23 protein-coding genes are annotated in these 23,895 nt (G+C 46.6%); 9 read left to right on the forward strand and 14 right to left on the reverse strand.

Features of this window, described 5'->3' with window-relative positions; translation table 11 throughout:
• Positions 1 to 136: 136 nt before the first annotated feature.
• Together P404_RS0103890 and P404_RS0103895 are read right to left on the reverse strand one after the other, a co-directional pair.
• Positions 137 to 1,150: a PTS sugar transporter subunit IIC gene (locus P404_RS0103890; protein WP_026830020.1), complete on the reverse strand. Its 1,014-nt coding sequence runs from the start codon at positions 1,148 to 1,150 to the stop codon at positions 137 to 139.
• 157 nt (positions 1,151 to 1,307) lie between these two features.
• Positions 1,308 to 2,378, reverse strand: coding sequence for a M42 family metallopeptidase (locus P404_RS0103895; protein WP_014971041.1), 1,071 nt, complete (start codon positions 2,376 to 2,378; stop codon positions 1,308 to 1,310).
• Positions 2,379 to 2,498: 120 nt separating this feature from the next.
• Here P404_RS0103895 and P404_RS0103900 point away from each other — a divergent pair, with 120 nt between their 5' ends.
• The 3 genes from P404_RS0103900 (at position 2,499) to P404_RS18185 (ending at position 4,868) form a co-directional block, all read left to right on the forward strand.
• On the forward strand, positions 2,499 to 2,801 hold the full coding sequence (locus P404_RS0103900) for a PepSY domain-containing protein (protein WP_012371126.1): 303 nt from the start codon (positions 2,499 to 2,501) through the stop codon (positions 2,799 to 2,801).
• Between the two features lie 58 nt (positions 2,802 to 2,859).
• Positions 2,860 to 3,216, forward strand: a complete 357-nt coding sequence (locus tag P404_RS0103905) for a DUF1304 domain-containing protein (protein WP_014971042.1) — start codon at positions 2,860 to 2,862, stop codon at positions 3,214 to 3,216.
• A gap of 96 nt (positions 3,217 to 3,312) precedes the next feature.
• Positions 3,313 to 4,868, forward strand: a protein-coding gene (locus tag P404_RS18185; RefSeq protein WP_236624308.1) for an IS3 family transposase whose coding sequence is annotated in 2 segments (ribosomal slippage) — positions 3,313 to 3,952 and positions 3,952 to 4,868 — 1,557 coding nt in all. Because the reading frame shifts where the segments join, the coding sequence is not laid out codon by codon here.
• 82 nt (positions 4,869 to 4,950) lie between these two features.
• Here the strand turns inward: P404_RS18185 and P404_RS0103920 are convergent.
• Positions 4,951 to 5,466, reverse strand: a complete 516-nt coding sequence (locus P404_RS0103920) for a hypothetical protein (protein ID WP_014971043.1) — start codon at positions 5,464 to 5,466, stop codon at positions 4,951 to 4,953.
• A gap of 116 nt (positions 5,467 to 5,582) precedes the next feature.
• The gene (gene trmB / locus P404_RS0103925; protein WP_026830022.1) at positions 5,583 to 6,224 is read right to left on the reverse strand and encodes a tRNA (guanosine(46)-N7)-methyltransferase TrmB; all 642 of its coding nucleotides are present in this window, start codon (positions 6,222 to 6,224) and stop codon (positions 5,583 to 5,585) included.
• Between the two features lie 180 nt (positions 6,225 to 6,404).
• Between trmB and cydS the strand changes: the two genes are divergently transcribed.
• The 3 genes from cydS (at position 6,405) to budA (ending at position 9,091) form a co-directional block, all read left to right on the forward strand.
• Entirely contained in the window at positions 6,405 to 6,506 is a 102-nt protein-coding gene (cydS, locus tag P404_RS19090) for a cytochrome bd oxidase small subunit CydS family protein (RefSeq protein WP_404274631.1), read from the forward strand.
• Between the two features lie 161 nt (positions 6,507 to 6,667).
• Positions 6,668 to 8,362, forward strand: coding sequence for an acetolactate synthase AlsS (gene alsS, locus P404_RS0103935; protein WP_026830023.1), 1,695 nt, complete (start codon positions 6,668 to 6,670; stop codon positions 8,360 to 8,362).
• Positions 8,363 to 8,377: 15 nt separating this feature from the next.
• Positions 8,378 to 9,091, forward strand: a complete 714-nt coding sequence (gene budA, locus P404_RS0103940; RefSeq protein ID WP_014971046.1) for an acetolactate decarboxylase — start codon at positions 8,378 to 8,380, stop codon at positions 9,089 to 9,091.
• A 55-nt stretch (positions 9,092 to 9,146) separates the two neighbouring features.
• Here budA and P404_RS0103945 read toward each other — a convergent pair.
• From P404_RS0103945 to pepV, 7 genes are all read right to left on the reverse strand, one after another.
• Positions 9,147 to 10,309, reverse strand: a protein-coding gene (locus P404_RS0103945; protein ID WP_150111968.1) for an IS3 family transposase whose coding sequence is annotated in 2 segments (ribosomal slippage) — positions 9,147 to 10,033 and positions 10,033 to 10,309 — 1,164 coding nt in all. Because the reading frame shifts where the segments join, the coding sequence is not laid out codon by codon here.
• Positions 10,310 to 10,450: 141 nt separating this feature from the next.
• Entirely contained in the window at positions 10,451 to 11,254 is an 804-nt protein-coding gene (locus tag P404_RS0103955; protein ID WP_014971047.1) for a phosphotransferase family protein, read from the reverse strand.
• 51 nt (positions 11,255 to 11,305) lie between these two features.
• Positions 11,306 to 13,411 (reverse strand): type I pullulanase, encoded by a 2,106-nt coding sequence (pulA, locus tag P404_RS0103960; protein WP_236624317.1) that lies wholly within the window; start codon positions 13,409 to 13,411, stop codon positions 11,306 to 11,308.
• A gap of 93 nt (positions 13,412 to 13,504) precedes the next feature.
• Positions 13,505 to 14,371, reverse strand: a complete 867-nt coding sequence (locus P404_RS0103965) for a hypothetical protein (RefSeq protein ID WP_014971049.1) — start codon at positions 14,369 to 14,371, stop codon at positions 13,505 to 13,507.
• 12 nt (positions 14,372 to 14,383) lie between these two features.
• Positions 14,384 to 14,896 (reverse strand): RNA 2',3'-cyclic phosphodiesterase, encoded by a 513-nt coding sequence (thpR, locus tag P404_RS0103970; RefSeq protein ID WP_026830027.1) that lies wholly within the window; start codon positions 14,894 to 14,896, stop codon positions 14,384 to 14,386.
• A 5-nt stretch (positions 14,897 to 14,901) separates the two neighbouring features.
• Positions 14,902 to 16,047, reverse strand: coding sequence for an MFS transporter (locus tag P404_RS0103975; protein ID WP_026830028.1), 1,146 nt, complete (start codon positions 16,045 to 16,047; stop codon positions 14,902 to 14,904).
• 107 nt (positions 16,048 to 16,154) lie between these two features.
• Positions 16,155 to 17,552, reverse strand: coding sequence for a dipeptidase PepV (gene pepV / locus P404_RS0103980; RefSeq protein ID WP_026830029.1), 1,398 nt, complete (start codon positions 17,550 to 17,552; stop codon positions 16,155 to 16,157).
• A gap of 307 nt (positions 17,553 to 17,859) precedes the next feature.
• Here pepV and P404_RS0103985 point away from each other — a divergent pair, with 307 nt between their 5' ends.
• Both P404_RS0103985 and P404_RS0103990 read left to right on the forward strand, forming a co-directional pair.
• Positions 17,860 to 18,078, forward strand: coding sequence for a DeoR family transcriptional regulator (locus P404_RS0103985; RefSeq protein WP_012371138.1), 219 nt, complete (start codon positions 17,860 to 17,862; stop codon positions 18,076 to 18,078).
• Positions 18,079 to 18,187: 109 nt separating this feature from the next.
• On the forward strand, positions 18,188 to 18,820 hold the full coding sequence (locus tag P404_RS0103990; protein WP_014971053.1) for an SDR family oxidoreductase: 633 nt from the start codon (positions 18,188 to 18,190) through the stop codon (positions 18,818 to 18,820).
• A 116-nt stretch (positions 18,821 to 18,936) separates the two neighbouring features.
• Here P404_RS0103990 and P404_RS0103995 read toward each other — a convergent pair whose 3' ends face one another.
• Both P404_RS0103995 and P404_RS17320 read right to left on the reverse strand, forming a co-directional pair.
• A complete protein-coding gene (locus tag P404_RS0103995) occupies positions 18,937 to 19,656 on the reverse strand; it encodes a pseudouridine synthase (protein WP_014971054.1) in 720 nt (239 codons plus the stop codon).
• Positions 19,643 to 21,307 (reverse strand): putative polysaccharide biosynthesis protein, encoded by a 1,665-nt coding sequence (locus tag P404_RS17320; RefSeq protein WP_014971055.1) that lies wholly within the window; start codon positions 21,305 to 21,307, stop codon positions 19,643 to 19,645. The genes P404_RS0103995 and P404_RS17320 overlap by 14 nt, the downstream gene beginning before the upstream one ends.
• Before the next feature lie 185 nt (positions 21,308 to 21,492).
• Between P404_RS17320 and P404_RS0104005 the strand changes: the two genes are divergently transcribed.
• Positions 21,493 to 22,752: a BaiN/RdsA family NAD(P)/FAD-dependent oxidoreductase gene (locus P404_RS0104005; protein WP_014971056.1), complete on the forward strand. Its 1,260-nt coding sequence runs from the start codon at positions 21,493 to 21,495 to the stop codon at positions 22,750 to 22,752.
• A 35-nt stretch (positions 22,753 to 22,787) separates the two neighbouring features.
• On the opposite strand, the gene P404_RS0104010 is transcribed toward P404_RS0104005, so the two are convergent.
• On the reverse strand, positions 22,788 to 23,768 hold the full coding sequence (locus tag P404_RS0104010) for a hypothetical protein (protein ID WP_014971057.1): 981 nt from the start codon (positions 23,766 to 23,768) through the stop codon (positions 22,788 to 22,790).
• Positions 23,769 to 23,895: the final 127 nt, after the last annotated feature.

The raw sequence follows: 23,895 nt of genomic DNA on the forward strand, positions 1-23,895 counted from the left end.
ATCGTTTTTACGCATGCTCTGCAAGAATCAAATCAAGCAATTCAAAAAAATCATTTCATCTCGACAAAACAGGGAGCGGATTTCAAATCCGCTCCCTGTTTTGTGTAAAGACCTCCGGTTATAGCCACCTCATCTTTTAGTATTCAATTTTCAAATCACCATCTTTAATTCGTCCGATACGCCGTAAGCCGCGATAAATCAAATAACTCAACAAGGCTGGAGCGATAAAACATAGGACGATCACCGCTAAATAATATTCCGCTTCAAAACCCATTGTCTTCAATAACATCAATGGACCAACAAGTCCACTCGTCCCCATACCTGACCCTTCCGGATTACTTTCTAGCGTCAACAAAACTGTCGCAAACGGTGCTAATATGGCTCCCGCAAGCGTGGGTGGTACAATCGTCCATGGATTTCGGATGATATTGCCGACCTGCAGCATAGATGTTCCTACGCTCTGGGCGATGAAACCACCAATCCCATTATCACGGTAACTGATGACACCAAAGCCGATCATTTGCGCCGCGCATCCGATCGTCGCCGCCCCTGCCGCTAGTCCATCCAGTCCCAGCATGATTCCAAGTGCGGCACTTGAAATCGGGGCTGTCAAGGCAAGTCCCATCACGGTCGCAACGAAAATCCCCATAATCAAAGGTTCCCGTTCCGTTCCCCAACGAATGACTTCTCCTAAGTCAGTCATCAAGGTCCCAATCCAGGCGCCGATATATTTTCCGCTTACGAAACCGACCAACAATGTGATGAAAGGCGTTAAAATGATGTCAAGACGTGTTGTCTTCGAAACCAACTTCCCGATTTCAGTAGCGATGACCGTCGCCACATAACTTCCGGCAGGTCCTCCTGCTTCGTAACCAAATGCACCGACGGCAACGGCAGAAAACAGGACAAGCGGTGGTGCTTCAAGTGCAAACGCAACGGCGACACCAATCGCTGGTCCGGTCAGTGCAATCGCTTGTTCACCAACCGTACTTAAAAACGAGGCATCGATCCCTCTTGTAACTAGTCCTTCGCCGATCGTCTTTAAAATCAATCCCATGATCAAGGAGCTGAACAGTCCTAATGCCATATAACTCAAAACCGTGATGAAGTATATTTTCGGACTCAGTAAAATCCCTTTCTTTTTTAACACGTTTAACAAGATGCCACTTCCTCCTGAATTAAAATCAGATTCATTATAACAAAACATCAGAAAAAGGACATACACTTGTTTTATCATCTGACAAGACAAAAAGAACATCCACAAAAAAACTGAAGAGGATACGTGACGTATCTCCCTTCAGTCAGAATCATTTCACTTGTAACGTGGCAAGTGTCGTCGTATCGAGTTGTGTCACCAGTTTTTTGAGTAGCTCTTTTGCTGCATCGTAATCATCCGTATGCATGATCGATGCATGCGTATGAATGTAACGTGCTGGAAGACCCACGACAGTTGTCGGGATGCCGTTGTTCGAACGGTGGATGACACCACCATCCGTCCCGCCCGCTCCGACGTAGTATTGATATGGAATCTGATTCGACTCTGCCGTATCCAACACATAATCCGTCATCTCTTTTGATAAAATCATCACGCTGTCCTTGATCCGCAATAACGGACCTTGTCCCAATTGTCCAAATTCTGTCTTGTCACCTGAAGCATCATTCGCTGGAGAAGCATCGACGACAAACGCGACGTCTGGATCAATCAGATTCGTTGCGGTTTGCGCCCCACGTAAGCCAACTTCTTCTTGGACCGTCGCCCCTGAGAAAAGCACGTTTGGATGATCGGATGCTGTCGTTTCCTCTAATAATTCAATCGCCATACCGACCCCATACCGATTGTCCCATGCTTTTGCCATGATTTTCTTCGGATTCGCCATCGGGGTGAACGGGAAAAACGGAACAGCCGGAATGCCCGGACGAATCCCAAACGACTCGGCCTCTTCTTTTGTGTCTGCCCCGACATCAATGAACATATCTTTGATCGCCATCGGTTTATTCCGGACTTCATCTGTCAATAAGTGTGGTGGTATTGATGCGATGACTCCAGGAATGATTCCCTGATCCCCACAAATCGAGAACCGTTGTGCAAGCAAGACTTGACTCCACCATCCACCAAGCGGTTGAATCCGAAGCATCCCGTTTTTGGTGATTTGTGTCACCATGAAGGCGACCTCATCCATGTGTCCTGCGACCATGACTCTTGGACCATCCGCTTGCCCTGTCCGTTTTCCAAAAACCGACCCCAGACCATCCGTAATGATTTCATCGGCCACCGGTGTCATCCGTTCTTTGACGAACTGTCTGACATCATGTTCAAATCCAGGTGCACCATTCAATTCCGTTAACGTTCGAAACAACTCTCTTGTTTTTTCATTCATATGTATCGCCTCCTGTTCATTCATTATACAAAATTTTGCTTCAATCACTTAACCTTTTGTTTCTCACTGGGCGAATTATTTGGTACAGTAGGAATAGAACCTGTAAGGAGGGGAATTTTAATGAAAAAACGCTATTGGATTATCGGTCTTGCAGCAGCTGTCGTCGCCGCTTTCGCAGTCAAGAAGGCTGTAGACAACAAACAATTATCTGCCGAGGAAGCGCTCGAAATCACGAAACGCACATTTTCAGCAAAAGGACGTGTCCAAGGTGCATGGATCTCTGCAACACCAGAGGCGTACGCATATGAGTCACGTGACTACCAAAGCTACAAAGGTGGCATCTCGGTCCTTGAAGGTGACGACGAAAAGACGTATCAATTTACCGTTGATGCGGAAACAGGTGCTTTACTCGAATACGCATAATATGTAGACCATACTTCGATTGACGAAGTATGGTCTTTTTTGAGGAGGAGAGTTCCCTATGGGTCTACTCGCCACGATTTTTGTGCTCATCGTCGCGTTAGAACACTTTTATATTTTGGCGCTCGAGATGTTTTTCTTATCATCTCGTCCCGCGCTGCGTACATTTAATTTGACGAAAGAAGCCGCCGCAGATCCCCGCATCAAGACGCTGTTCGCAAATCAAGGGTTGTACAACGGCTTTCTTGCCGCCGGTCTGATTTTTGGATTGATTCTCGGTTCGTCTGCTGTTCAACTGTTTTTCCTCGCCTGCGTCATCATTGCCGCTCTTTACGGAGCCGCGACGGCCAACCTTTCGATTTTTTGGAAACAAGGTTTACCTGCAATCCTTGCTTTTTTATTCGTTTTGTTCGTTTGAATGAAAAAAAGCCCGATGTGAGCGATTCTGATATGCTCCCACAAAAGTAGACAGTTGAAATAACAAAACTGTCTACTTTTGAAGGGAGCTTTTTCTATGGCCACATCTAAATTTTTGCTTGATGAAAAAATACACATCATACAGATGTACGATAACGGAACATATACGTTAAAGGAGATTGCGTCGCTCTTCGAGCTTTCACTCGATACGTTGAATACTTGGCGAAGACGATACCGTCACGGTGGTGCCTCAGCTCTAAGTAATAGAACGGGATGGACACGCTATTCAGAAGAACTGAAAACACAGGCCGTACGCGCAGTGCTAGACCGTGAGGAATCACTCAGGAGTGCCACGCTAAGATTCGGCATCTCGAGTAAGAGCGTGCTTCAAAGATGGATTAGCCAGTATACTGGTCATAGTACTCAAGGGAAACCGTTGAAGGAGCGATTCACTATGACCAAAGCAAGAAAAACAACATTCGAAGAGCGCGTCGAGGCAGTTATGGACTGCATACAGAACGGGAAAGACTATCAACACACCATGAAGACCCATCGGGTCTCGTATCAACAAATCTACAGCTGGGTAAGGAAGTTCGAGAAAGACGGGATAGACGCACTGTTGGACCGCCGGGGACGTCGGAAACCGAAGGAAGAATTGACCGCTGGAGAACGTTTCACTATTGAAATGAAACAACTCGAGAAAGAAAATGAGCGTCTGCGAATGGAGAACGCTTTCCTAAAAAAGTTAGAGGAGATCGAGAGGAGGTCACGTTAAGCCAAGTTCGTAATCGAGATAAATACGAGGCGATCCAGTCATTCGCAGCGCAATTCGGTTATCCCATCGTAGCCTTATGTGACCTTGCGGGTATCTCGCGTGCAGCTTACTATAAATGGTTACATCGTGTACCGACGGTACGGGAGACCGAGAACACACGGATCATCGAAGAGATGTGCCAGATTCACTATTCGGTGAACGGAATTTACGGATACCGCCGAATGACACTGAACCTGAAACGTCGCTTTGGCAGAAACGTCAACTCGAAGCGAATCCGTCGCTTGATGGGCGTTGCCCGAATCTACTGTGTCATCCGTCGAAAGCGTCCCAAATATATGCGCCACCTTCCTCAACAGACGACAGAGAATATCCTGAATCGTGATTTCCATGCGGCGGGACCGAATCAGAAATGGGTAACGGATGTCACGGAACTGAAGTATGGCGCATCCCAAAAGGCGTATCTAAGTGCCATTCTAGACCTGTACGACGGATCCATTCGTTCGTTTGTCATCGGTCATTCGAATAACAATCAACTCGTGTTCGATACGCTTGAACGCGCCCTTCAGGGCGCACCAGAAAGCCAACCACTTCTACATAGCGATCGTGGGTTTCAATATACGTCGCATGCTTTCCGTCGAATGACGAAAGCAGCAGGCATTACACAAAGTATGTCTCGTGTCGGTAAATGCATCGATAATGGTCCGATGGAATCGTTCTGGGGCGCATTGAAGTGTGAGAGTTATTATCTACATAAGTTTGAGGAGTTCGACGAACTCTGTCATGCGATTCAGCAATACATTCGATTCTATAACGAAGAACGATACCAAGAACGACTAAACGGCTTGAGTCCGCTGGAATTCAGGGCTCAAGCCGTTTAAAAGATTTTTATTATTTCGCCTGTCTACTTGACGGGGAGCAGTTCATTTGGCTCCCATCGGGTGTTTCGGTATTCCATCTTGATCAACGTGGGTTGTCATTACGTTCGTAGATCGGGTTCATATATTCTGTAGTAGAATACAGGCGCGGTACGACGACATACAATATGACAGCTGGTACAGCAATCAATAATAACATCAGTAACATCGGTAACCAGTAGACGACTTTTTGTTTCAAGTTATCTGAGTTGCTATCGATGTATTCTTTGACACCATCGATTTTAGCAGCATCTGCACTCGTAAGTAATTTGCCACTGTCTGCGTTAAAGAAATGGATTTCACGTTTGATCGTAATAAAGATTCCGTCACGAACTGTTTCGATTACAGCGATACCGCCGATAACCTGTTCACCTTTTTCACCAGTGAACGTTTTTGGATCTTCAATCTCAACAGATCCTTTTTTATAATCGTAATGTGTACTCTTCAATTCCTCGTCAAGTGCTTTTTGCATAGATGACGTATCAATCGCAGCGAATACCGATTGCCCGATACTCAATGCGAGAAAGAGTGCCGTTACGAAGGCTAAGCTTTTTTGCCACATCCCCAATTTCCCCCTTTACCTGTAAATACAAGTTCTTCAGTCAACAACATTGTACCAATTAATAAGAAAAAAGTGTGAAAGAAATGCTAGGAAAATAAGAAAACTTTTTGTCCAAATTAATTAGTGTACGTCGCTTCCATCCGATAAATCGGTTGTCCAAGCGCTGAGAAGCGTTCTTCGTATTCGGTTCTGACGTTATTTTCCGGCTCATTGGCGTGCAAATCAAGCGACATCCAATCGAACGTCATCCCGTAAGCAGACATCGTCATCAGACTGGATTCAAATAATTTCCGGTTATCCGTCTTAAAGTGAATCTGCCCGTTCTTCGGTAAAATCTCTTCGTATGTCGCTAAAAAGGTCTTGTATGTCAATCGTCGTTTCGCATGACGTGACTTTGGCCAAGGATCAGAGAAGTTCAGATAAACACGTGCAACTTCTCCTTCTTTAAAGAAGTCACGCAAATCTTTGGCGTCCACAGTAAGGACACGGACATTTTCAAGTGGTTCTTCGACCATCTTCTGAACGATTGTGACCGCAACACTCTCGAATAACTCGATAGCGATGAAGTTGACATCCGGATACTGTTTTGCCATCCCGGTGATGAAGGCTCCTTTACCCGAACCGACTTCGATGAAGATCGGATTCGTATTCTTAAATTCGCTTGACCAGTTCCCTTTTAAAGTTGACGGGTCTGCTATATAGATGGAGGATTGCTCTTTCATATAATCCAGTGCCCATGGCTTGTGGCGTAAACGCATACTGCTCATCCTTTCGATTCTTAAATTATCCGCAGATAAGTTTATCATGATTCGGGTAAATATATAAGATGTTCTTCCGACTCTCAAAAAAGAATGTTCAGCAGATCGTCACTTGAGAATTAGTGAGCAATCTACTACACTGGCAGTACAAAGGTTTTTCACTAAAAGGAGGTTTTACTGTTGGATGACTTCTTAATTACTTGGGCTTCCCCGATCGTCCTCGTCATGGGTGTAACTGCCCTTTTCGTCTGGGCAACGTTTGGTAAAGTCAACGCGGAATAATCGTTAAGTCAAGACATCTTGTGTTCATCACAAGGTGTCTTTTTTACTTTCTGAACGATTCACTTGGTTTATCACAAAAACAGATGTATACTTCTTACGAAACAGTTTTTTAATTACAGCTATCAAATAGCCCAAAACACTGGTATAAAAGGAGAATTGTAATGGATAAAAAACAAAACAGAGAAAAAGATATTTTAGTACAGAAGAAAACAGGAGCCGATTTAGTCGTCGACACCCTGATTGAACAAGGGGTCGACTATATCTTTGGGATTCCGGGTGCGAAGATTGACTCCGTGTTCAACGTCCTTCAGGACCGTGGTCCAGAACTGATTGTCGCACGCCACGAACAAAATGCCGCGTTCATGGCTCAAGCCATCGGTCGTTTAACGGATAAACCGGGTGTTGTGCTTGTCACATCCGGCCCCGGTGCTTCGAATCTCGCGACCGGTCTCGTCACAGCCAACTCGGAAGGTGACCCGGTCGTCGCCATCGCCGGTGCCGTGACACGTGCCGATCGTCTGAAACGGACTCACCAATCGATGGACAATCAGGCCCTCTTCACACCAATCACGAACTTCAGCGCCGAAGTTCAAGATGCCGATAACATTCCAGAAGTCTTATCGAATGCTTTCCGGACTGCTGAAACGACGTCTGGTGCCGCTTTCGTCAGCATCCCGCAAGATGTGGGTCTAAGTGAATCGAACGTCACTTCCTTTAAAGCAGTCCCGACACCAAAACTCGGGATCGCTCCAGAAGAGTGGGTCAACGAGACTGCGACGTTAATCGAACAGGCTAAGTTACCAGTGTTATTACTTGGTATGCGTTCCAGTCAACCACGTGTCGTCCAAGCGATCCGCGGGCTCTTACAACGGGTATCGATCCCTGTCGTCCAAACATTCCAGGCAGCCGGGACACTTTCGCGAGAACTCGAATCGAACTTCTATGGCCGCGTCGGTCTATTCCGCAACCAACCAGGGGATGCCTTGTTAGCAGAAGCTGATCTTGTCTTAGCGATCGGATATGATCCCATCGGCTATGATCCGAAGTTCTGGAATCAACCTTCGCACGATCGGACTTTGATCCACCTCGATCAGATGCGTGCTGAAATCGATCACTTCTATCGTCCGGACCGGGAACTTGTCGGTGATGTCGCCGCAACGATCAACGCCTTATCTGACCGTTTGAATCCACTGACCCTCCCGACGAGTTCAACGGAGTTCTTGCGTGGTCTTCAACAACGGCTAGAGGAACGGGATATTCCACCAATCGTCAAAGACTCTCCCTTGACACATCCACTCTATTTCATGAAAACGTTACGGGAACAAATCGCTGACGATGTGACCGTTACCGTCGATGTCGGGTCTCACTATATTTGGATGGCTCGCCATTTCCGTTCGTATGAGCCACGCCATCTTTTATTCAGTAACGGCATGCAGACGCTTGGCGTCGCCTTACCTTGGGCAATTGCCGCAACGCTCGTTCGTCCTGGTAAAAAAGCCGTCTCGATTTCTGGTGATGGCGGGTTCCTTTTCTCCGCGATGGAGCTCGAAACTGCCGTCCGCCTGAATGCACCACTCGTTCATTTCGTTTGGCGTGACAGTGGTTTTGATATGGTCGCTTTCCAACAGGAAATGAAATACAACCGGAAATCGGGCACATCGTTCGGTGAAGTCGATCTTGTGAAATACGCTGAAAGTTTTGGTGCCAAAGGACTCCGCGTCAACCATCCATCGGAACTTGTCTCCGTCATGGAAGAAGCGTGGAAGACGGAAGGTCCCGTCATCGTCGACGTTCCGATTGACTACAGTGATAACATCACGCTCGGTAAAGAAGTACACTTAGATCAACTTAACTGATAGGGGCTGGAAACGATGCAACACGATGATACGTTACTTCAAATTTCAACGATGATGGCGTTACTCGATGGTGTCTTTGAAAGCGAAACGAGTTATGCCTCTATTCTCGCAGGACACGATTTCGGTATCGGAACGTTCGATCATCTAGACGGTGAAATGATTGGTTTTGACGGAGCGTTTTACCAACTCCGTTCTGACGGCAGCGCCCGACCACTCGACCCGGAAACGACAACGCCGTTCTGTTCCCTCACCCGCTTCACTCCAGAACACTCGTTCCAAATGGATCAGGTGATGACGAAACACGCATTTGAACAGTGGTTGAGTGAACAACTCCATACCGTCAACAGTTTTTATGCGGTGCGGATCGACGGAAAGTTTTCTGAAGTCAAAACACGGACGGTCGCCCGACAAGAAAAACCGTTCCGACCGATCACAGAAGCCGTCGCGACACAAAGTGCCCGGACGTTCGAACAGATTGAAGGAACGTTAGCGGGTTACTTCACACCACGGTTCGGTCACGGCATCGCCGTCGCTGGGTATCACCTTCATTTCATCGACAAGGAGCGCAGCGGTGGTGGTCACGTCTTCGACTATACGGTCCAACATGTGACCGTGACATTTGAAGAAAAACCCCGTCTGGATTTACGTCTTCCGACGACAGTCGATTACCGGACAGCCGATCTCGAAAGCCACGATATCGAACAAGAAATCAAAATCGCAGAAGGCTAAAAAACGTGTGGACTAGACTGACCTAGCAATATGAGACACATATAAAACACCTTGATTAGGCTGCCAGTACACCGTATTTTTTAGGTGTCAGGTAGCCTAATTTTTCTTGGATTCGTTCTTCGTTATAGTAATTTAAGTAATTCATAACTCGTTCATAGACCTCGTGGTCTCTTAGCGAATTGAATTTGACGTACTGGAACTCCTCGGACTTCAAATTTGAGTGGAACGATTCGATGACTGCGTTGTCCCAACAGTTTCCTCTACGAGACATGCTGCTTGTTAGATGGTTCTTCTGGACGAAATCTTGAAAGGCATATGACGTATAGACACTTCCTTGGTCTGAATGAATGATGACCCCCTCGGGGTGGTTTCGATTCTCAAGCGCTACCTTTAACGTATCGATAACGAGAGGCGTTTGTTGGTGCTCGTATAATTTGTAGGCAATGATCTCGTTATTGAATAAGTCCATGATGGTTGAAAGATATTTCGTCGTGCTGCCGTATTGGATATAGGTGATATCCGTCAACCACTTCTGATTCGGTTTACTTGCTGTGAAGTCACGCTTGAGAAGATCAGGTGCCGTTATGATGCGCTCACCTTGAGACTTCCATCTTCGCTTGGGCTTGATCCGACATTGAAGATGGTGTTTTTGCATGATTTTCTGTACGGTATTCCGATTGACTTTTAATCGATAGATTTGCTGTAATAATGCCTTTATTTTCCGATGGCCATTCCGATACTTCGTCTGTTTACTTAGTTCGATGATGGCATTTTCTAGCACCGAAGGTGCTTCCACAGATCCTTTAATCCAACGGTAATAGTTTGCTCTTGGTACATTCAAAGCGCTAAGAATGGCGGTGATTGTATACTTTCCCCGAAGAAACTCTACAATTTTTATGACTATTTCTTTTTCAACTCTCTTTCGATTTCCATGTACTTTTTTAAGATTTCGTTTTCCATCTTCAGATGAGACAGTTGTCGCTCTCTCTTGTCATCCTCACTCACAGAATCAGGACCATGCCCATAGCTATATTGTTTTCCAATCGGCTGATCAAATCGATAATGTTGGTTAGAACGATACCATTTCATCCATGTTTTGATTTGAGATTCATTTTTGATCCCGTACTTCTCCATGATCTCTTTCGTCGTTAACTCACCACTCAGCTTATCTTTGACTACTGCCCATTTCAGTTCACTTGAATATACGTTTTTGCCCATGCAAAAACACCTCCGATGTTAGTACTTTTTAAAAGTGTACCACTCCGAAGGTGTTTTATATTGTCTCAAAATTTTAGGTTAGCCCAGACACTTATTTCTGTGTCCACACGTTTTTTGTCGTCATTCGGCATAGGTCCGGCCTTATTCCCCCTGCTCAGTCTCAAGCAGTTGTTCTAGAAAAAGGTAACTATCTGTCGCATCGGGATGAGCCGTATCTTCATACCAATAAATCGACAAGACCGCTTGTGCGACGACATACCAGTACATCCGTTGTTTGAGTTCAGCCGTCAATGGATGACCGTAACTCGCAAACCACTCCGGCCAGAATTCCTCATCCACATAACTGTACAGCATCATCCCTAGATCATAGGCACGATCCGCAATGATGGCATCATCCCAGTCATTCAGATACAGATGACCGTCTGTCCCGACTAACCAATTATTATGATTCAGATCGGAGTGACAGACAACCTGCTCATCCGTTCTGACATACGGTAAACGCTCGGATAAATAGTCAATCGCCTGTTCAATCAGTTCAGGTTGCTTAAGTTCAGTTGGTTGAAAATACAAACGGCATTGCCGTAACAGCTCATCTGGTTCGATCGGACGTTGGTCCAGCTGTTGCAACATGAATAACAATTCTTTCGAATCGTGGATTTTCCCAAGCAGGCGTGCCACTTCCGGCCGTTCCATCATTTCCGGTTCTAATTCTTGACCTTCGATGAACTGTTGCGCGCTGATGACATCCCCGCTATAAATCCGTTTTGTCCAAAGCAGTTTTGGTACGATCCCATCCGCAGATAAAATCGCCAGGAATGGCGATGAATTTCGTTTTAAAAAAAGTTTCGACTGACCGGTCGAAGCAATGTACGCTTCTCCCGTAATTCCACCTGCTGGCGTAAGGGTCCAGCCTTCGCCAAGCGCATCTAAAATATCTAATTCCATTATAATCCGCTCAACTTTTTAGTAGATTTGCCTTAAGGCACAATGCTTATCTTAACATGTTGCAATCGTTGTTGACAACGGAAGGACCATGATCCGGGCAACACCCTTCTCAATCGGCGTAACGGATGCGCGCTCTCCCTGGGCATGGACGTTCCACCGGTTATGATCAAGCGCAATCTCAACAGATTCCATCGTCACATTGTGGACGACCAATGTCCGTTGCCAGGCATCATACGAATGGACAGCTTCGACTTCATAGGCGATGACTCCCGCGCGCATCGGTAAGAAATGAAAGAGTTCTTGAATCTGATTCGCCCGGTGCAGCCGAAAACCACCGTGCATCCGACGAATTTGTAAGATGTTCTTGAGATAGTCGACCATCCGAGCATGCCGATCCCGTAACGTCCAATCGATTCGGTTGATGACATCAGGTGCGTTGTAACTATTTTCGACTCCACCTTTAGTCCGTCCGAATTCTTGCCCGGCATGAAGAAACGGTATCCCCGCTGATAAAAAGACAATCGTTTGGGCAAGTCGACTCATCTGCAGCCGCGTCCTTTCATCCAAATCCGGTCGAGCCAGCACCAACTTATCGTATAACGTATGGTTATCATGCGCCTCGACATAATTGATGGAATACGTCGGCTCCGGAAAACGCCCCACTGTTTGACCCGCTAGTGTGATACTGCCCGCCATTCCGTTTCGAACCTCGCCTTCCGGCCAACCGTTTCCTGAAACAAAACCACGGTCGGTCTCACTGAACGTCGATCCTTTTAATGCATCTCGGAAGACATCATTAAAATGACCGACCTTAGGCATCTGTGACGCGAATGAACTGGTTGCTTTTTGACGGTGCGGAAGTGGTGTCGCTAAATCCCAACCTTCCCCATACACTAAAATCGTCGGATCAATTGCATCTAACGCAGCCCGAACAGCATTCATCGTTTCGATATCATGGATCCCCATCAAATCAAATCGAAAAGCATCAATCCGAAAGACATCAGCAAAATACGTCAGACAGTCGACGATCATCCGCCTCATCATGAAACGTTCGGATGCCGTATCATTGCCGACACCGGTCCCATTGGCAAGTGTACCGTCTAATTCATACCGGAAATAGTAACCCGGCACCAAATGTTCGAGTGCCGAGTGTTCCCAGATGTAGACATGGTTCATGACGACATCAAACGTCACACGAATTCCCGCTGCATGTAGTCGTTCCACCATCTCGGCATACTCCAAAATCCGGACTTTCGGATCGGTCGGGTCACTGGCATAACTCCCTGCAAGTGAAAACCATTGAACAGGATCATACCCCCAATTATACGGACGGCGACTCACTTCTTCTGTCGTCGTAAAAAAATGAACGGGAAGCAACTGAAGATGTGTGACACCAAGCTCAAGTAAATAGTCGATGCCGGTCGTCCGCCCCTCTGGTGAGACTGTTCCGGACTCCACGACTCCTAAGTATTGTCCAGGATATGCAGAACCGGAAGACGGATCGACTGTAAAATCACGTATATGTGCCTCATAAAGAATGGCATCCGTTGGTTTGATTAAGATCGGGCGTTTCTCACGGTGCGGAAAATGTTGATGGATTTCATGCTCAATATCAAGCAACACACCAAACCGGCCGTTGGTGCTCACTGCTTTTGCATACGGATCAACGATTTCATGTGTTCCGAGATACGTCGTCACCCGGTACCGGTATAAGCTATGTTCCCATTGCCGCGGAACGATCAGGCGATGAGCACCTCGTTCCTGCCGAACCAGTTCTTTTGTTTCCACTTCCTGCTCTTCTTGGTCGTAACGCACACACTCGATCCGCTCTGCGATGGGTGACCACACATATAAAACAATCTTCTCCTCTTGAAAAAGAAGACCTAATGGTCCTTCATAACTGTATTTACGGTCAAATAACATCGTCCGGACGATTTGACTCGGTAAAACACGAAGTCGCTCTTGGTCGGGTAGTACGATTTCATAACACCGTTCCAACTCAATTGCTCGATCGAGCAGAAGCGTCAATTTGAATGTACCGTCACTCTCTTCCTGATTACTGATCCGGTGGTCGATCACCTGTCCATCGGATACAAGCAAAAAGTCATCCTGCCCGAACGGCATCATCGTTTCCAACAAAATGGTTTGAAACGTCATGAATTCGACTGAAATCAGCCTGGTTCGTTGTGTTCCCGGTTCACTGTTCCTCATCTCTTCACGCGACAATCGGATGTCTTGTCGCTTCCCTCCCTATTTACGAATCCGTTCGTTTTCCTGATTGTTCAATGCCATCTGAAATGTAACCGAAACCGTCTCCTTGAGGATTTGCTCACACACCCGCATCTGGGACGCTTTTGTATGTGGAGCAGACGCATTCATTTTCCGTAACCATTCACTAAAATCAATTTTACTGACATAGGTGGTCGTCGTCTCTTTTGGGATATGATCAAAATATCCTTGCGACGTGATGACGACGCGTTCGATTGGCAACATGAATTCCGAACCTAAAATCATCCGTAAGACATCTTCTGTCCGTTTCAGGCTAATCAACGGGTTGACGATATTTTTAGACGACGCCTTAAACGGTTGCTCCCGCCAGAGTTTATCGCGCTTAATATGATAGATACTCTCTTCTCCGTCAAGCCAATCGAGCAGATAAATCCTAGAAGGTCCGACGATGAATGGACTGAGTTCGACCTCACCTTGTTGATACTGAATGACGGCCCGATAAAACATGCCGAATTGATCATTCAATAAATGAAGCATCTGATAAAAATCGAGATGCCGTCTTAACGGCAGGCGCCAGATGTCTTCTTCCGTCGCTCCACCGGCTACATAAACTAATTTCTGTACTTCGACCCGTTTTTTATACCATTTATCAAAGGCCGTCTTCGAAATCTGCTTACCGGGTACTTGAACGACCTCCGCTTTCTTAAACGGTTGCCACCATTTCTTAGGACGTACAATCGTTTCACCCGGAAACAATTCTCCCGCCTCCCATTTTTTTAACACATTTGCATAATCCACAAGTTGTTGTTCTTTAAATCGTTTCGAGACTTCTAACGGATTTCGTTCATATCGACTTTCCAAATCATACAGTTTCATCAGCAATGCCATCGTATCACCTCATTATTTCTTCCCGAATTGAAACCGTGTATCGGCCTGATAGCGTGGTCGACTGGTAGGGCAAATTTTATATAAAATGATTTCGTTTACGTCCACATAACTAGCCGGTATTCCTTCGGGGGGAAGAAGCGTCACTTCCTGCCTCCATTTTTTCGCTAGAGTAACGTGCGGAAGGAACGGTCGTGATGGCGTCGGATCTATTTTTTGCGCCAGTTGAAGCAATTGATCGTTTAACGCCGGCCCGACCGCAAACACACGCGGACGTTCAGCCACACCAAACCGTTCGAGATGATCCAAATGGAGTGTCAATCCCGGCACCGTCTCAACGAGGTCCGACAAACGAGTTCGCCAGTCCGCTAACTCCGTTTCTGTCAAAGCACCTAAGAAACGAAGGGTCAGGTGATACTCGTCCGGCTCATAAACCGTTTTATAATACTGCTCCAATCGTAAGGGTGTCGCAAATTGTATCAGTTGCTCGTCTACTATCGGAAGGGCGATGAAATAATGTGCGTCCATGCGAGTCACTCCTTGATTTTCCCACTGATGAGATAGAGACATGCCCCGAAGAGGCTACTACCTGTATATACCCAAAATACCGTATAGATGGTTCCTTGATCAAAAACGAAACCACTCATTAAATTAAATAAAGCCGTCGCTAAACCCGTCGTCGTCGCCATGTATGTGCTGACCGCCGTCGCTACTGTCGACGCAGGTACCAGCGAACGGACGTAGTCAAGTGCGACCGGAATCAACAAGCCGACGATCAGTCCTTGTAATGCCGCAAGTATCCACAACGTCCAAACCGGTGGTTCAAGAGCTAACAGCCCTGTTCGCATTGCCGATAATAACGAGACGAAAACAAGGACCGGAATCGGACCAAATCGTAACATCACACGGGTTGCCACGCGCATAAATGGAATTTCACATAGAACAGCGACAAAAAATAAGGTGCCGACGAGTGCCGTCGATTCTCCACGAATCGTCACGTAACTACCAAAATAATAGTTATTAGCAAAAATCGGTCCGAATACTAAACTTCCGCCTGCCAAAAACAGCAAAAAGCGTTTGTTGGAAAATAACGTCGCTAACGGAACATGTTCACGCTCCACCGATCCGACAGGGGTTTCTTCGATGCCGATCAGGACCAGGAACCCAAGCACAAGTGCTGCTCCACTTGCATAAAAAATCGCACCAAGTGACCCTTGCTCCGTCACTTGACCTAAAATAAACACAGCAAGCGCAAAGCCGGCAGAGCCAAATAATCGTAATGCTCCATAGTCAACCGACTTTCGTTTTGAAAATTCAATCGCTAACGTGTCGACAAGCGGAATATGTGCACACTGGAACAATGCCCAGAGAGAAGCAATCAATAATAACAACAGATAAACGGAAGTCAGCAAATAGCTGACCGTCAGGAGACCTGCTGCAAGTAACGCGATGAGCAACAACCGTTTCGGTCGTCCAAACCGGTCTGCCGCCATTCCCCAGACCGGTTGCAAGACAATCGATAATACCGGTCCAACTGCAACAATCGTCCCAATTTCGGATGCCGATAACCGGAAGGCATCATTTGAAAAATAAAGTGTCAAATACGGAATGAGTGCACCTTGCCCAAAAAAGATGAAAAAATAGAGTGCTTGAAAATGATATTTTTGACGATGGATCACAACTGACGCTCCTTTAAGAATCAATCCCCCTATCACTATGGATTCGGGGGATCATTTCATTATGAAATTGACGATTGAACAGGCATGTCACGGTGTCGAAACGATGATTATTTCGCTAACTCGTAAATTGCTTCTGCGTAAATCGCTACTGCCAACAACAACTCTTCAAAATCAACATACTCATCCACTTGGTGTGCCACTTCCGGCCCACCTGGGAAAACAGGTCCAAATGCAACACCTGCCGTCAGAGAACGAGCATACGTCCCACCACCGATTGCAATCAAATCTGCTTTTTGATTCGTCTGTCGTTCATAAACTGCACTGAGTGTCCGAATCAATTCATGTTCCGGATCGACATGGTGCGGTGGCATATGGGTCCGTGTCTGCAACTCAAAACCGTAAGCGATCGCTGCTTCTTTGATCAGTTGCAACCGCTCAGTGAAATCTGCACTGTATGGATAACGAATGTTGATCGAAGCCGTCCCTTGTTCCCCTTCGTAACGGAAGACACCCCCGTTGATCGTCAAGTCGCCTGTTTCGTCTGATGCTGCGACGCCAAGCGCCACCCCTCTTGAATCGCGGAACATATGGACCGCCATCTCGATGTAACGGCGACCATTGTAATCCAAATGGAGGGTATTTAAGAAACGAGCCAAGTGGAGGGCAGCATTTTTACCGTTGTCCGGTTCCATGGCGTGTGCCGCCACACCCATCACTTCAAAGACAAGTCCTTCTGCCGTTTCCTTGACTGTTCCCGTCAGCCCTTGTTCTTCCAGATGCTGATGGAACTTCTCTTCGATCGTCCCGCGTTCTGCCACATGAACGGTCGCTGTCGCATGCCCCGGAACCATGTTCGGGCGTTCTCCCCCTTCAAAACGGACGAGATGGTAACCGGTATCGGCCGTTTTCACGGGTTTCCCTTGTGTCAGTAAACCATCGTATAACCCTTTTTCCGCATTAATGATTGGAAAGTCCGCGTCAGGAGCAAATCCAAGCGTCGGCATTTCTTCATGTTTAAAGTAATGGTTCACACAACGCCATTCACTTTCTTCATCTCCACCTGCAATCAAACGAATCCGTTTCGAAAGCGGCAACCCTAACTCCTTGACGATTTTTAACGCGTAATACGCCGCCATCGTCGGTCCTTTGTCATCGATTGCTCCCCGGGCGTACAACTTCCCATCCGCTAAAGTTGGATTAAAGGGTCCGTACGTCCAGTTGTCGCCTCCAGCAGGTACCACGTCGAGGTGGCACAGGATGCCGAGTAATTCCTGTCCTTGACCATATTCAAGATGCCCGGCATAACCGTCGACATTTTTCGTGACGAATCCATCTCGTTCGCCTAAGGCGAGCATCCAATCGAGTGCGCGTTTGACTTCTCCACCAAACGGAGCACCTTCTTCGATCGTCGTTTCATCAAGGATGCTCGGAATCCGTAACAACTCTTTTAAATCAGCTAAAAGATCCTCGCGTCGAGCCAAGACTTCTTCTTTCCAGTTGACCATTACACTTCTCTCCCTTATCCGCTAATTCGTTCACCTCTAAGTATAGCGAAAATTTGACAATTACGAACATCCAAAATACGAAATCTTTTGTTATTAGCCTTTAAACGAACATTAAGAGATTAAAAAAGACGATTCATTCGTCAATGAGTATGTATTGATTGTGTTATTTTTGAAAACGTTCGGTTAAATTACTTGCATTCTATACTAAAAGAGTTATACTAAAGGCGAAACAACTTAATTACTCATCGTCTTTTGTCACCCGAAGCTTTAGAACACTATTCTATCCATTGGGGGAGTGGTTATACCAATGAAAGATTCTACAGACCGTATGTTGACCCGTATTAAATCGATTTATCTCTATATCAATGAGAACGGAGCTACTACGACAGCAGACTTGGTTGAAGAGTTCGGGATTACATCAAGAACCGTTCAACGTGACTTGAATGTACTCGAATACAACAACCTCATTGTAAGCCCAAGACGCGGTACTTGGACATCAAGTAAAAAACAACGACAAGCCGGCTGATTAAGATGTTTCATCAGACTATTTTCTGTTACGACGCGAATCCTTCGCGTCTTTTTTTGTTATTTTTTTTTCAAGCAGGGTATATCTAGTTTGAGAAGGAGATGATGAGATGAATATTTTAATTATTGGAGCAAACGGAACAACAGGTCGAAAAATGGTCGAATTGATTGGCAAACAAGGCCAACACCAAGCCATCGCCGTCGTCCGGGAAGAAAATCAGATCAATGATCTGATTGCACTTGGTGCTTCTGAAGTACGCCTGGGCGACTTAACAAAAGAGGTCACAGATGTCGTCAAAGATGCCGACGTCGTCATTTTTGCAGCCGGTGCCGGTGGAGCTTCTGAAGAATTGACGCGCGCCGTCGACAAGGATGGTGCCATTAAGGTCATTGATGCTGCCAAAGCGAGTGGAATTAAACGTTTCTTGATGCTCAGTTCAGTCGGTGCCGATCATCCGCAAGGTGATTTAAAAGTGTATCTTGAGTCTAAAGGGGCTGCCGACCGTCATCTAAAAGACAGCGGTCTTGACTATACGATCGTCCGTCCCGGTCCACTCAGTTATGATGCGCCAACGGGGACGATTGAAACAAAAGAACATTTTGATTCGTATGAAGGGCGAGAAGTTCCACGTGATGACGTCGCCGCTCTGTTCGTCACGTTGATTGATCATCCGACTCAGACACATCAATTCGAAGTATTAAGCGGTCCTTATCCGATTGCGGAAGCTCTTCGCAATCAATGATCACCAAAAAGAGGCTGGGACATAACTCGGCTTTATAAAGCCAAAGGCCCTCGAAACATTTTCGTTTCGAGGGCCTTTTTCTATAGAGTCAGTTAGTTATGTCCTAGACTCTTAATTCATTCTGGTTTCCAATCAAATAATGCCAGTTCGCCCCGTGTCAGCTCACGGTATTCCCCTGCTTCGAGCGTCGGATCGAGTGGCAATTGACCAATCGATAATCGTTTGAGATAGCTGACTTCCTTCCCAAGCGCGAGCATCATTCGTTTCACTTGATGGAACTTCCCTTCGGTGATGGTCAGCTCAAGCGTCGACGTCTCATCCGTCGCTTCTAAGATGACGAGTTTACCAGGTTTTGTTTTATATCCATCATCCAGCGTCACACCTTCTGCCACTTCCTCGACGTCCTCTTCCGTCAACATCCCGATGACTTCTGCATAATAGACTTTTTCGACATGTTTTTTCGGTGACATCAACGCATGATTAAAGGAACCATCATTCGTTAACAACAATAATCCTTCCGTATCCTTATCCAAACGACCGACCGGGAATGGTTTAAAGTACGTGACATCTTCAAGCAACAAATCGATGACGGTTTGATCCCGTTTGTCTTCCGTCGCACTGATTACACCAGGTGGTTTGTTCATCATCAAGTAGACGAATTTTTGATACGTAACCGGTTCGCCATACAAAAGTACGTGTTGTTTTTCTGTATCGACATGTTGTTTCGGGTCGAATACGATTTCTCCATCGACTTGAATCGCACCCGATTTGAGTAATTGTTTCACTTCTTTGCGTGATCCTGCTCCCATGTTTGAGAGTAATTTATCTAGACGCATTTCCTCGTCCTCGTTTCATTGAAAATTTTCGTCCAAGCACTGCTTCAGCTAATCCACTCCAGATCGAAAGACCTGCAAACACCACAATCCCGACGCCTGCTCCGACAAGTAAGATGACGAGCGATCCGACTATCGTGTCCGGAAGCCACGTATCTAATCCCCATTTGACCAGGGCAACACTCGCCCCCATGATCGCACTGATGATCATGATTAAAGAGGTCCGACGTAAAACCGTACTAAACGGGAACTGAACCGTTTGCGTAATCCGGAAGAACATCAATCCGGTTGCAACAAGATATCCAAGAATCGTCGCATATCCCGCCCCTGTACCGTCTCCGACCCAATGGATCAATGGTGCATTGAGCAGATACTTCGTCAATAAACCAGCAATCGTCGCAACAATCGTGAAATATTGCCGATTGATTCCTTGAAGGACAGCCGCCGTAACCGAATAAAGCGCGAGGAACAAGGCGCTTGGTGCGTAACTCAACAAGTAGACCCAAGCCGCTTGATCTTTCGGGAATAACACACGGAACGTTTCTTCGCTGAGTAAAATCATTCCGACGACAGCCGGAATCGTCACGAAAAAGGCGAGTTGATAAATTTGGGAAATCTGTTTCCGGACTTTCCGCATATCGCCTTGCGTAAAGGACGCCGTCAACAAGGGCGTCGCCGCCAATGATAGCCCCGTTGCGACCGACACGGGAATCAAGACGATTTTATGGCTATCTGCAATCAGATAGGCCGTCGCATTCCCCGCTGCTTCTAACGTATAGCCGATACTCTGCAAAGCCGCATTCATCGTATTTTGATCGATGACTTGATAGAGGGGCGTCGATAAACCGACCATGACAATCGGAATCGCATAGGTCAATAACTCTTTATAGAGACCGGACAGCGGTCGGTCGGGTGACACGACCGTCTGTCCCTCCCGTAACGCTTTCAGACCAGGCGCCCGTTTCCGGAAGTAATAGACAAGCACGACGACACTCCCGATCGCGCCGATAAAGGCACTGAATGTCGCAATCGTTGCTGCCCAAGCCGCATCTGAATCAAATAGATAAATCGCGATGCTGACTCCCGCTAGTAAAAAGATGATCCGGACGATTTGTTCCAAGATTTGCGAAATCGCCGTTGGCCCCATCGATTGATAGCCTTGAAAATAACCACGTGTCATACTCATTGCCGGAATCAAGATCAAGGCAAAGCTGACACCACGAATCGTCATCGTGACGGCATCGATATACGATGCCGAGTTGACGTCTCCTCCGGGAATCGCACGGTGGGCCAAATATGGTGCGAGTAAAAATAATGCCAGAAATGATAACACACCGGTAATCGACATGATCTTTAATCCGGACCGATACAACCGTTCACTCGTATCATATTCGCCCATCGCATTATATTTCGCGACAAACTTCGAAACCGCGACCGGAATTCCAGCCGTCGCGAGACCAATCATGATGGCATAATAATTGTAGGCATACGTATAAAACATGATACCCGTCGCTCCGACCATGAACTGGAACGGAAACAGATAAATCAAACCAAGGGCACGGGAAATGAGTGATGCGCCGGACAATAACATCGTTCCACGAACGAATCCGGTATTGGTGGATGAAGTCTCTTGCTTTTTGCTGACAGTGGACATGATAACCTTCCTCGCGCTTTCTATTTTTTTCTTGAATCAACCGACGTCTTAATATACAAGTTCTCTCTTGCACAATTGCAAATCATTATACCCCTCAGTTTGCATAAAAGAAAGAGACGGTTTGTTTACAGTACCAACTTCTGCTAAAGTGGAACAAGCAGAATCTAACTGAATGAGGTGACCACATGTATGATGTAATCGTAATCGGAGGCGGACCAAGCGGCTTAATGGCAACGCTCGCCTCGTTACAAGCAGGCGCGAAGACGCTTTTGCTTGATAAAGGAAGTAAGCTCGGACGTAAACTCGCCATCTCGGGTGGCGGTCGTTGTAACGTCACGAATCGAAAACCACTCGAAGAACTCGTGCAATCGATTCCGGGAAACGGCCGTTTTCTTTATAGCGCCTTTTCGCAGTTCAATAATGAATCGATCATCGAACTATTCGAAGGATTTGGCGTCGCATTAAAAGAAGAAGACAACGGACGGATGTTCCCGGTTTCGGATAAAGCAGCCGATGTCGTCCGCGTCTTGATCGATCAGATCCGTCAACACGGGGCAGAGATTCAAATCAATGCCGAAGTCGCGACACTGGATTTCCATCCGGACGGTTCATTTGCTGCCGTTCTCTTGGCGGACGGGACACGTCTAGAAGCACACAGCTGCGTCGTCGCTGTCGGTGGCCAATCGGTCCCCCATACGGGATCGACCGGTGACGGTTATCCGTGGGCACGTAAAGCCGGACATACGATCACGGATCTGTTTCCGACAGAAGTTCCCATCTTATTAAACGATTTGTTCATCCAAGAAAAAACGCTTCAAGGACTGTCGTTACGTGATGTCGCGTTGACGGTTCATGGTAAAAAAGATAAACCCATCAAAACACATACGGGTGATCTCTTGTTTACGCATTTCGGACTGAGTGGTCCAATCGCCTTACGGTGTAGCCAATATACGATCAAGGAAAGAAAACGGTCTGGTGAACGCATCGTCCATCTCTCAATCGACTTGTTCCCGGAAGAATCCATCGGCGCCTTGACGGAACGTTTTCAGGCAGCCCTTTCCGCCAATCCGAAAAAGACGGTCCGAAACGCCTTTAAAGGTTTTGTTCCGGAACGGTTGCTCGAACTTCTCTTCACCCAAATCGGATTTGGTGATGAAGTCTGCACACAAATTAAAAAACAGGATCTTTCGCAGTTTTTAGCGTTACTCAAACGTTTTCCGCTTCATGCAACCGGTACGCTCGACTTTGATAAAGCGTTTGTCACCGGAGGTGGTGTCTCAATCAAGGAGATTCACCCGAAAACGATGATGTCGAAAAAAGCAGATGGTCTGTTCTTTGCAGGCGAAATCCTAGATATTCACGGCTATACAGGGGGTTACAACATCACTGCCGCATTCGTGACCGGACATTGTGCCGGAACGAACGCGGCCATGACAGCGCAATGACAAAAAGGCTAGTTCCATCATGGGAGCTAGCCTTTTTAGTCGATTGGCGTGAAGGAACGGCTCGAAAATTTATCGGTTTCGACAAGAGCAAACAGTTCGTTATCCTGGACGAATATCCCTTCCGCACCATATACTTTCGGACTGGCCGATTCTCCCGTAATCGTCACATCCTTCGTATCAATGGAATAGAGATACAGGGCTTCCGAATCCAGTGTATAGATCCGACCTTGTCGCTCGGCAAGACCAATCGGGCGGAAGTTTTCCGTGAAGGCTTTTTTCGCATCACTTCGCATTGCACTGGCCGTATCGATTCGCTTTCGTGCGACGATCGTCAGATAAGGTGGTTTTTGTTTTTTCTTCAACGCACGTTTTTCTTTCGCCGTCGCATCGGGATCGATTTTGAGTTCGTCCTGTTTCGTCATGAAATACGCCAGCTCACTTCGTTCTAGAGAGCGAATGTGATTGATGGTATAGAATTGTTTTTCTTTCATATCATAACCAAGACCATGAAAACTATCTCGAATCGTCGTACCTGCTATTTTTTCACGTTTGTCTTCTTTCCAGACGCCGTCTTCCCGTTTGACCGTGACGAGTATCTGGTTTGATGTCAACAAGGCAACGGTTTCACCATCGACGAGTGTCATGCCGTCAAGACCGGATAACATCAATTTGCCTTCATCCTCAATCTGGAACGAAGCATTGATCCGTTCTCCTGTTCCGCTGATCTCAAAGAAACGGTAATCTTCTGTAACGACGAGATACGAGCCGATCGAATCATCGTATAACATCTGCTGGACATTCTTGATCAACGGCTCTTCCGGATTCGGAATCGATGAGGGCGTTTTAGGTGGGACTTGTTTCACTGCTGCCTGATGTTTGGATTGGGTCTCAATTTTCGCAAAGGTCTCTTGAATTTGTGCCAACGTCTCGGGTTTAGAAAAGACGAGTAACACACAAAGAATCAGCCCGGAGACAACGGCAAAAATCGTTGTATAGACTATATAAGTTCGTTTCATTTACACAAATCGCCTTTCTGTCTCGGTTTCTGATTCAGTTTAGCAGAAGGTGACCTAAAAAAAAAGCGGACTTGCGACGGAGATAATGAAAACCTCCTCGTTCTGATGACACCAGACGAGGAGGTCC

The organism is Exiguobacterium antarcticum DSM 14480, assembly GCF_000685865.1.
GTDB lineage: Bacteria > Bacillota > Bacilli > Exiguobacteriales > Exiguobacteriaceae > Exiguobacterium_A > Exiguobacterium_A antarcticum.